General features: G+C 39.3%; 7 protein-coding genes and 1 pseudogene. 1 reads left to right on the top strand and 7 read right to left on the bottom strand.

Features of this window, described 5'->3' with window-relative positions; all coding sequences use genetic code 11:
- Positions 1 to 133: 133 nt before the first annotated feature.
- Positions 134 to 889, bottom strand: a complete 756-nt coding sequence (gene tpiA / locus ACKI5B_RS07065) for a triose-phosphate isomerase (protein WP_407427216.1) — start codon at positions 887 to 889, stop codon at positions 134 to 136.
- A gap of 162 nt (positions 890 to 1,051) precedes the next feature.
- Here tpiA and ACKI5B_RS07060 point away from each other — a divergent pair, with 162 nt between their 5' ends.
- On the top strand, positions 1,052 to 1,324 hold the full coding sequence (locus tag ACKI5B_RS07060) for a co-chaperone GroES (protein WP_407427214.1): 273 nt from the start codon (positions 1,052 to 1,054) through the stop codon (positions 1,322 to 1,324).
- A gap of 29 nt (positions 1,325 to 1,353) precedes the next feature.
- Here the strand turns inward: ACKI5B_RS07060 and ACKI5B_RS07055 are convergent, their stop codons facing one another.
- From ACKI5B_RS07055 to ACKI5B_RS07030, 6 genes and pseudogenes are all read right to left on the bottom strand, one after another.
- Positions 1,354 to 3,285, bottom strand: coding sequence for a tetratricopeptide repeat protein (locus ACKI5B_RS07055; RefSeq protein WP_407427212.1), 1,932 nt, complete (start codon positions 3,283 to 3,285; stop codon positions 1,354 to 1,356).
- Positions 3,286 to 3,288: 3 nt separating this feature from the next.
- Complete coding sequence (gene nusB / locus ACKI5B_RS07050; RefSeq protein WP_407427210.1) at positions 3,289 to 3,729, bottom strand: transcription antitermination factor NusB; 441 nt, start codon at positions 3,727 to 3,729, stop codon at positions 3,289 to 3,291.
- Positions 3,730 to 3,731: 2 nt separating this feature from the next.
- Positions 3,732 to 4,808: an MOSP complex formation periplasmic protein, TDE1658 family gene (locus ACKI5B_RS07045; RefSeq protein ID WP_407427208.1), complete on the bottom strand. Its 1,077-nt coding sequence runs from the start codon at positions 4,806 to 4,808 to the stop codon at positions 3,732 to 3,734.
- 52 nt (positions 4,809 to 4,860) lie between these two features.
- Entirely contained in the window at positions 4,861 to 6,687 is a 1,827-nt protein-coding gene (locus tag ACKI5B_RS07040) for an alanine--tRNA ligase (protein WP_407427206.1), read from the bottom strand.
- Between the two features lie 15 nt (positions 6,688 to 6,702).
- Positions 6,703 to 9,018 (bottom strand): pallilysin-related adhesin, encoded by a 2,316-nt coding sequence (locus tag ACKI5B_RS07035; RefSeq protein ID WP_407427204.1) that lies wholly within the window; start codon positions 9,016 to 9,018, stop codon positions 6,703 to 6,705.
- A gap of 88 nt (positions 9,019 to 9,106) precedes the next feature.
- Positions 9,107 to 9,344: pseudogene (locus ACKI5B_RS07030) on the bottom strand (MATE family efflux transporter); the annotation flags it as partial.

Here is a 9,344-nt window from a genome sequence, read left to right as displayed (position 1 = left end):
GCTTCCCTCGAATTCCTCGAAGGAAAAACACTCCCAGGTATTGCTATTTTGGCAACAAAATAGCTAAGGTTACGAAAAAATAAGCAAAAAAATCCTGCCCATTTTTGGACAGGATTTTTTTTATGTTTATCAACTATCTTGATGCAAATTTACAGATTGGAGTGAATGTATCTGTCTTGAGGGATGCTCCTCCAATAAGGCCGCCGTCGATATCCGGCTGTGCTAAAAGTTCTTCGGCATTTGAAGCATTCATTGAACCGCCGTATAAGATTTTAATTTCTTCTGCGGCTTTTGGTCCGTAAATTCTTGAAATAACAGAGCGTACAGAAGCGTGAACGTCCTGTGCTTCCTGAGGAGTTGCTGTTTTACCTGTTCCAATAGCCCATACAGGTTCATATGCAATTGAAATATGAGAAAGCTGTTCGTCTGTAATTCCTGCAAGACCGTCCCGAATCTGAATTTCACAGATTCTTTCTGTAACTCCTACAATTCTGTGTGAAGAAAGCTCACCAATACAGAGAACTACATCAAGTCCGGATTTAAGGGCTTCATGAATTTTTCTGTTAATTAAAGTATCATTTTCATAAAATTCGTATCTTCTTTCTGAGTGTCCTAAAATAACGGTAGAAACTCCGATATCTTTAAGCATGGCTCCAGAAACAGCACCTGTGTGGGCTCCGTTTTCTGTTGCTGCCATGTCCTGAGCACCAAGAATGATATTGCTTCCTTTAATGATTTGATAAACTGAATCGAGATAAACGAAGGGGGGTGCAATCATGAATTTTGCATTAAGCCCTTTTAAGGATTCAACTAATCCTTTTGCAAGAGCCTGTGCTCCTTCTTTGTCCATATTCATCTTCCAGTTTCCGGCCACATACTTTGAACGCATGATTTATCTCCTAGCTTTATTTTTGTTTTACCTTATAATTTTAAGCCTTATTTTATATAATGTCAAAATATTTGACTGAATTTAAATTTTTTTTTTATTGCCGATTGTTAAAAAATTCATTATTTTTATAGTATCAATTAAAAATTATATTGGAGGAAATATATGAAACTTAAACCATTGGCTGACCGTGTTCTTCTTAAACAGGAAAAGGCAGAAACAAAAACTGCTTCCGGAATTATTATTCCTGAAACAGCTCAGGAAAAAACTCAGACTGCAACTGTTGAAGCTGTTGGACCAGGGACTGAAAAAGATCCTATTACTGTCAAAACAGGACAGCGCGTAATGTACGATAAATACGCCGGCGTTCAGGTTAAAATTGACGGTGATGATTACCTTATTGTTAAAAACAGCGATATTATTGCTATCGTAGAATAATTTTTGTAAGCCCCTCGTTGTGAGGGGTTTTATTTTGCATCAATCTGTCTTTTTAAGAGCCTTGCATCAGCATTGCTCTGGTCTAAACTTAAACTGTATCTGACAGAGGTTTTTGCTCCGTCTATATCGCCGGTTTCTTTTTGAATTTTAGCAAGTCTGTACAGAAGTTTTGATTTTACCTGCTTTGCTTTTGTTTTTCCGGCGGCAAGGGAATAAAGTTCCATTGCTTTCTGGCTTTCCCCCGTGCTTGAGTAAATCATTGCAAGATTTGCTGCACTTGAAGAAGCTGCCAGTGGAGAAATTGAAGTTATATTGCCAGCTGCATTTGCCCTTTTTACACCACCGGTTTCAAATACAACATATTCATACAGCCTTTTTGCCGCAGAAATATTTTTTTCGAGCAATGAAAAATATGCCGCAAACTCTACTTCCCAGATTTCCATTTTATCAGTTTTATCAGCAGCTCTGTCACCAAAAGCAAGTCTTGCAACACTTTCTGGAATTACAGGAACTTTTTCTTTCAGTTCACCGCCAAAAATGTCTGTTTTAATGTTTGTTTTGGTGCCGGCTTCTTCTGACTGTTTTCTGTAATTTAAATTAAATTTTGCATTGATATAGTTCATAAAAAGTTCGCGGCCTTCATCTGTAAGTCCGTAAGAGAGAAAACTCTGAACTGCAAATTGAACTAAATGTGCAGGATAAAGATTTGTGCCAAGCTGGTTTTGTTCCAGTTCCTTCCAGATTGCAGCAGTTTTTTGAGTTAAATTCAGTTCCGGGGTATTTTTTAGGAAAAGTGCCAGCCTTTCTACAATTAAATCTTCATTATGCCTGATATTGGCTTTGCTTTCGCGCTCTAAAGTTTCTTCCATTCTGTAAAGTGCATCTGAAATTGTAAATTTGGGACGCTCGTCATATTCACGCATTTTACTTGTTCTGAGTGAAGTCTGGCGCAAAGCTTTTTCAAGCTCGGTCATTTGTAATGGTTTTGAATCCTGCCATGAAAGCTTGCCGTAGGTTATAAGAGCCGGAATAAAATCTGGTTCTGCAATTATAGCTTCCAGAAGGTATTCGTAGGATTTTCTGTACTGTTCGTGCCTGAAAGAGTAGAGGGAAGAATTTACTAAAATCGACGGCGAAATTTTAAGTCCTTCTCTTTTTGCAAAATTGATATAATATTCGCGTTTTGTTTCTGCACTTTCTTCATCATCGAGCATCATGTAAGCATCAGAAGCAAGCAGAGAAGCACTCCCTTTTAAAAGCGGAGAAGTTACAGATTCAAGATTCTGGGCTGCAATATCGTAATTTCCTGAATCATACTGAACATAAGCCCAGAAAAGTGCATCTTCTGAATTCTGCAGGTTCCTCTGAAGCGAACTTGCCATAGAATAATCGCCGTTTAGCAGATAAAGAATCGTGCAGTTTCTTAGCCAGCATGGATTATTTGTACTTACATACATATCGTAATATGTTGACGCAAAATCCCTGGAAAGCATTCTGCTGTTTCTTTCAGAAAGTTCACTTAACTCAAGTTGTTTTAAGACTGCTTCAGAACGTATTGAGCCGTATTTTGTACCTTCAAGGTTATTTGTAATATTTATGGCTTCTTCAAGACGACTGTGTCTGAGCAGAAAATGCCCGTAGACAGCAGAGAGTTCCGGATTTTCCGGTAATTTTTTTAATCCTTTCACAAGAACATTTTCAGCCCTTTTTTCTTCGCCCATTATCATGTAACGGCGAAAAATTCCTATCTTTGCAAAAGAACTGAATGCTTTTTTTTCTGATTTTTTTAAAAGTTTCATTGCTTCGTTCATGTCACCGTTTTTCATGAAAATATCTACTGTTTCCATGTTTGACATGAAGGAAGATTCTGAAGAATTAGAACAGGAATTGAAAAAAAATCCTGTAAAAAGAAATAAAAGCGAAAAAACAGCAGAATTTCTTAAAACAGGAAGTTTCTTCATAGGCTACAGAGATTTTCGGATGTTGTCCAGAATTGCATTTACAAATTTATATGAATCATCCGGACCGTAATTTTTGGCTATGTCGATTGCTTCATCGATTACAATTGAAGCATCAACATCTTTTGTGAACATCAGCGAGTATACACTCATTCTTAAAATAGCAACAGTGACTTTGTTTACGCGTTCGAAGTCCCAGTTTGTGAGATGCTGCTTTATTTTTTCGTCAATTGCACTGATGCTTTCGATTGTGCCGGCGATTAGCATACGGGAAAAAGCTGCACCTTCTTCGTCTAAAGTGGGTTTTTCAGAAGCAATCTCAGATTCTGCTTCCTGAGAAGGGGAGTTTACCCAGTTCAGTTCGAGAACATCTTTTTCGCTCATGCCGCCAACATCCCAGGAATAAAGCGCCTGAAATGCTATTATTCTTGATTTTCTTCGTGACATTATTATTTCCAGTCGAGTAATTTTTTAAGTTTTTCTTCTTTCTGTTTATATTCGAAGTTGCTTGGCGTTCTTAATCCTTTTGTTATATTCTGAACAGCTGCCACAAGAGCCTGACTCTGCATCTGGTTTGTAAGATTAAGTTTGATGTAATCATAAACAGTTGTTGTTGTTTCCGGCTGTACCAGATCAGAAATTGCGAGCATTTTTGCAGGATACTTCTGTCGTACTACATAAAACTGGAAATCAGTTTCTGTTTCGTTAAGATTAGACATATAGCCGATATCGCGGGTAAACAGTTCGAGAAGATCGTTGTAAGAAATTCCAAGCTGCTGTGCATGCTGTGCAGTTTTTCCGATGAACAAATCGCCGCCCTGATAATCTTTGCCTGAATCGGCTTTAATTTTTTCATAAGAAAGAGATTTGTCTGTTACACCTTTTTTAAGGGCTTCTGCCTTGATTTTGGCACCTTCTGAATTGCTTCCTTTAGGAACTACAACTAAAAAGAGTTTTACCATATCGTTCTGTACAAATGAAGCTTTGTTTAAATCATAGAATTTACGGATATCTTCATCTTTTGGAGATGCTTTTTTAATATCTTCCTGTTTCTGCTGCATTACATACTGTTGTGCCAGAAGCTGATTTTTAAGGTAAGCTTTGTAGTCGGTAACATTCATGCCGACCTGCTCTTTCATAAAGTCGTCAAGGCTTTTTCCGGTCTGTTTTTTTACGATTTCTGAAAATTCAGCTTCTGTAACCTGTTTACCAACCTGCTGGCTGATATTCTGCAGAAAATACTGATTTACCTGTGTGTCGGTTATGTTCATACCGGCTTTTGTTGCAGCCTGAACAACGAGTTTTTCATCAATCATAGCATCAAGGATTTCCTTTTTCTGATCAACTGTAAAAGCCGTCATATTATTCTGCTTCTGGTATGTTTCTACACGGTTTTTAAGCTGTTTGAGCGTGATTGTCTCAGATTTGTTGAGTTTCACTATAGCAAGCGGCTGTAAATCAGACTGAGCAAAGATGCCTGTCGTCATTGAAAGTAAAAGTGTTGCAGCAAGTACAATTTTTTTCATATCTGTTTTTCCTCTAGTATAAGAACACACTTATTCTCTGATAGTTACAATTTTATTGCGGGTCAAGCGGAAGTCCGCCACTGATTACTGCCCTGATTCGCCTTACGCCGGCTGAAGATGACTGCTCTTTCTGGATTTTGAAGTCGCCGATCTGGGCTGTGTGCTGAACATGAGGACCACCGCAGACTTCTTTACTGAACCAGTCGTTTTTCGCATCTTTTCCGATAGTGTAGACTTTTACGTCTTCACCGTATTTGTTAGTAAACAGAGCTCGTGCACCTTCGGCTTTTGCTTTTTCAAGTGACATAATTTCCATTGTGACAGGCAAATCTTCTTTAATCTTCTGATTAACGATGTCTTCGACTTTCTGAATTTCTTCTTTTGTCATCGGGCGTTCGAAAGTGAAGTCGAAACGCATTCGCTCGTTGTTGATATTACTTCCTTTTTGAGCAACCTGGTCTCCCAAAACATTGACGAGAGCCTGCTGTAAAAGGTGGGTTGCTGTGTGATATTTTGTCGTTACATCACTCTGTTCTGCAAGACCGCCTTTTGCTTTTCCTGCGTCGAGTGATTTTGAAGCTTCCTGATGTTTGCGTTCTGCTTCTTTAAAGCCTTCTACATCGACAGTAAAGCCGTTTTCTGCCCCGAGTTCCTGAGTAAGTTCAAGAGGATAACCGAATGTGTCGTAAAGACGGAATGCAACTTTGCCGGAAATTTCTTTTTTAGGATTTTTAAGAAGATTTGGCAGAAGTTTCTGAAATTCTGCTTCGCCCTTTGAAAGGGTAACACGGAATTTTTCTTCTTCGGCAGTGAGTTCTTTTTTAACCTTTGCAGCATTTGTTTCAAGTTCAGGATAAGCGCACTTGAAATTTTCGATTACAACATCTGCAACTTCTGCAAGGAATGCCTTTTCGATACCGAGCTTCATTCCATGGCGTACTGCACGGCGGATTAAGCGGCGCAAAACATAGCCTGCTCCAACTCTATCCGGTGTAACTCCGCGGACGTCCCCGATGATGAAAACAGAAGCACGTGCATGGTCGGCAATAATGCGCACTGACTTGTCTTTTTCTTCGTTGCTTCCGTATTTGTAGCCGGAAAGTTCTTCGATTTTTGCAATGATTGGCTGGAAAACTTCTGTTAAATAGACAGATTTTTTGCCCTGCAAAATGCAGTTTGTGCGCTCAAGGCCCATACCGGTGTCAACGTTCTTTTTTTCGAGCGGAACAAGTGTCTTTTCGTCGATGCGGTTGTACTGCATGAAGACATTGTTCCAGATTTCCATCCAGTTTGCGCTGTCAGTTCCTTTGTTTGAACCTGCTGGAGGTAAGCCTTCGCCGACCCAGTAGAAAATTTCTGTATCCGGGCCACAAGGACCTGTTGGACCTGCTGCCCACCAGTTGTCACTTGCCGGAAGATATGCGATTTTGTCTTCCGGCATTCCGTTTTCTTTCCAGTAGCCGGCAGCTTCTTCATCGCGGGGAGCATTTTCATCTCCTGCAAAAACAGTGACAGAGATTTTTTTAGGGTCTAAGCCGAGCCATTTAGAGCTGGTCAAAAATTCGTAAGAAAAAGCGATTGATTCTTTTTTGAAGTAGTCGCCGAGTGACCAGTTTCCTAGCATTTCAAAACAGGTAAGGTGGCTTGGATCTCCTACTTCTTCGATGTCGCCTGTACGGATACACTTCTGGTAGTCGGTAAGACGAGTGCCTGCAGGATGCTTTTCGCCGAGCAGGTAAGGAACGAGCGGATGCATTCCCGCCATTGTAAACAAAACAGAAGGGTCATTTTCCGGAATTAAGCTCTGTCCGGAAATTTCAGCATGATTCTTAGATTTAAAAAACTCGATATATTTCGAGCGAAGTTCGTTGGCTGTCATAATTCACATATCCTATTACTTTTTCAAAATAAATTCTACACGTCTGTTTTTCCAGCGGTCTTCAAGGGCCGTTGAAAGAGTTGCCGGATTTTTACTTCCGTTACCGACAGCTTTGAGATTTGATGCGGAAACGCCGTCTTTTATAAGCCAGTCACGCACATATTGTGCGCGTTTTTCGGACAAAAGCCGGACTTCATCTTCTTCAGCCTGACTTCCTGAAAGATTGTTTGCATTTCCTTCGATTGTGACATTGTAATCGCGGAATTTTTTTAAGATTTCAGAAATTCGGCTTAAAACCTTTACATTATTTTCAAGAGTGCGCTGGTCTAATCCTTTTGTAACGCCGTCATAATCAGGCCGGGCAGCAAGTTCTTCTGTAGTCTTAAAGTCTGCAGCATCGCTTCGGAAAGTTATGGAAGGAACCTGAATTTTAACCCGTTCACCTTCACGGACTACAAGAACATCAACTTTTATGAATCCTTTTACTGTTGATGAAAGATTATTTGAATCAGTAACCGTAAAATCATACGGATAATCTGTTGCCGACTGAACAACTTCTCCTTTTGCAGATTTTCCGTTCCAGATGATTTTTTCTGTAAGGGTAGAAGTTCCTCTTGCTGTCCAGAAAGGTTTTAAAGTAGCAGGATCTTCAACAGTAAAGCTCCATGATTTTATTTGTGAAGAACATTCTGCTTTAAGCATGACTGTTAAATCATCATATTCGCCGTCTCCGTCCGGTGAAAAATATTGTGGTGAAATACCGACAGATAATTTTGGTTCAGCTGAATTTTGAGTATTTTCTGACTGTACGAATGATTGAATTTCTTCTACGGTATTAGAGTCTTCTTTTGGGGGTATGTATTTTTTTAGAATAACCGGTGCTTTTTGTTCCTGATAAAAACCTTTTGGTGAAATTGTAACTTCTTCCAGAATGATTGAATCTTTATCCTTGTTTTGAAATGCGGGAAGATAATGGCTTTTAAAGTAAGGAAGTTCATGTACCGATTTGAACTGCAAAAGTGTGCTGCCTGCAATTTCATTTGTTGTGAATCTGCCTGAATCATAGGAAGTTTTTCCTGTGGCAGTATAAAGGGACTCAGTGAATTTTAAAATTGTACCATCGTTTGTTTCCCAGGTTCCCTGTTCAATCAGACGTGAAATGCATTCTGTTTTAAGCCCTGAAATATCTTTTACAGTTTCCTTTGAAGTCAGTTTTTTGTAATTTCCGTCCCAGAGTGTACTTTCGTTTATTAACATCCGTACATCATCCTGGAGTTTTATTCTGATTTCATCAGTGTTAATCAGAGATATGTCAAATCTGCGCTGTAAATTTTCAATTGATTTGTTGACTGCTGAAAAATAGATTCCGTTACGCCGTAATGTGCTTTTAAGCCATGAATATACTTCTTCTGAATCTTCATATTCGAAAATAATTTCCAGATTTGAATAATCGAAGGAAATAAATCTTATGCTTTTTCCTGTGTTTTCAACTTTGTACCATAAGCCGTCTAAGAATTTTCCGAAAGTTTCTACTGTTCCGTCCTGAATTCTGGCTAATTCTTTTTGAGCAAGCCGGTTTCCTGTGACCCGGAGTGTTTTTTCAGCTGCATAACATCCTTCTGCTTCATTCCATGTATACATAGTCTGAATTTGGTCAGACTGGGTTGAAGCTGAATCACCAGATTTTTGTTCTGATGCGTAAACCCATATTGGAAAACTTTCGCCTTTTGCCTGAGCAAGTTCGTAGCTTTCGCTTCGCGGGGTCTGCTGAATAAAGATGGTGCCGTCTGCCTCAAAATCTCCGATGGAATTCAGAATAAATTCTCCGTTTTTGTTCCGGGTTCCTGAATAAATTTTTAAGACTACAGTTCCAAAATCAGTTATTCCCTGATAAACAAGTGAATTTTTATGATTACCAATTACATCTATGCTCGTGCAGGCAAAAGTTTTCATTTGCGTTATCTGTGTTGCCAGATAGTTCGTCCGTTCATAGCTGCCGTTTTTTGGATTGTAAAGTGCAACAATCAGGACAATGTATGGACTTGATGAAGTTTTTACCATATTAATCTGGTCGTCGTAACCGTCATTATCGATATCCATTTCAAAGGTACCGACTAAGGTTTCGCCTGTTGAGAGCTGAATGAATGAAGTTTTTTCGAGTCCTTCGGAATATTCGTTTTTATTGTCTTTTGAAGCTGCTTCACCAACAAGCGGAATTACAACACGGGCACGAGAAACTGAATTGTCTTTTGTAAAAAGATTTCGGCTGAAAAAAGAAACTGCCAAAACCGCCGCCGTCAAAACAAAAATGACGGGAAGTCTTTTTTTCATCAGAATTGGATTTTATCAGAAAATGACGATGTTCTCAATAAGTGAAAAATAAAAGAAGCATACGCCCGCATGAAAACGGGCAGCATGATTACATCTTTTTGAATTCCTTGTTAATGAACATGAACATCGTGAAAGCAATGCCGATTGAAACTATGTCCGCGATTGGCTGCGAAAGAATCAAGCCTTCAAGACCAATTACGGCGTTCAAGATGATTGTGCAAGGCACGAAAACGAAACCCTGACGGCTTACGGCAAGCGCCAAAGATTCCTTTGCCTTTCCCATCGCTTGGAACGAAAAATTCAGTATGAAGAGGATTCCCAAAAGC

It is taken from the genome of Treponema sp., assembly GCF_045657965.1.
Classification (GTDB): Bacteria; Spirochaetota; Spirochaetia; order Treponematales; family Treponemataceae; genus Treponema_D.
Note: the sequence above shows the minus strand (reverse complement) of the source record. Positions and strands in the feature narration are given on the sequence as shown.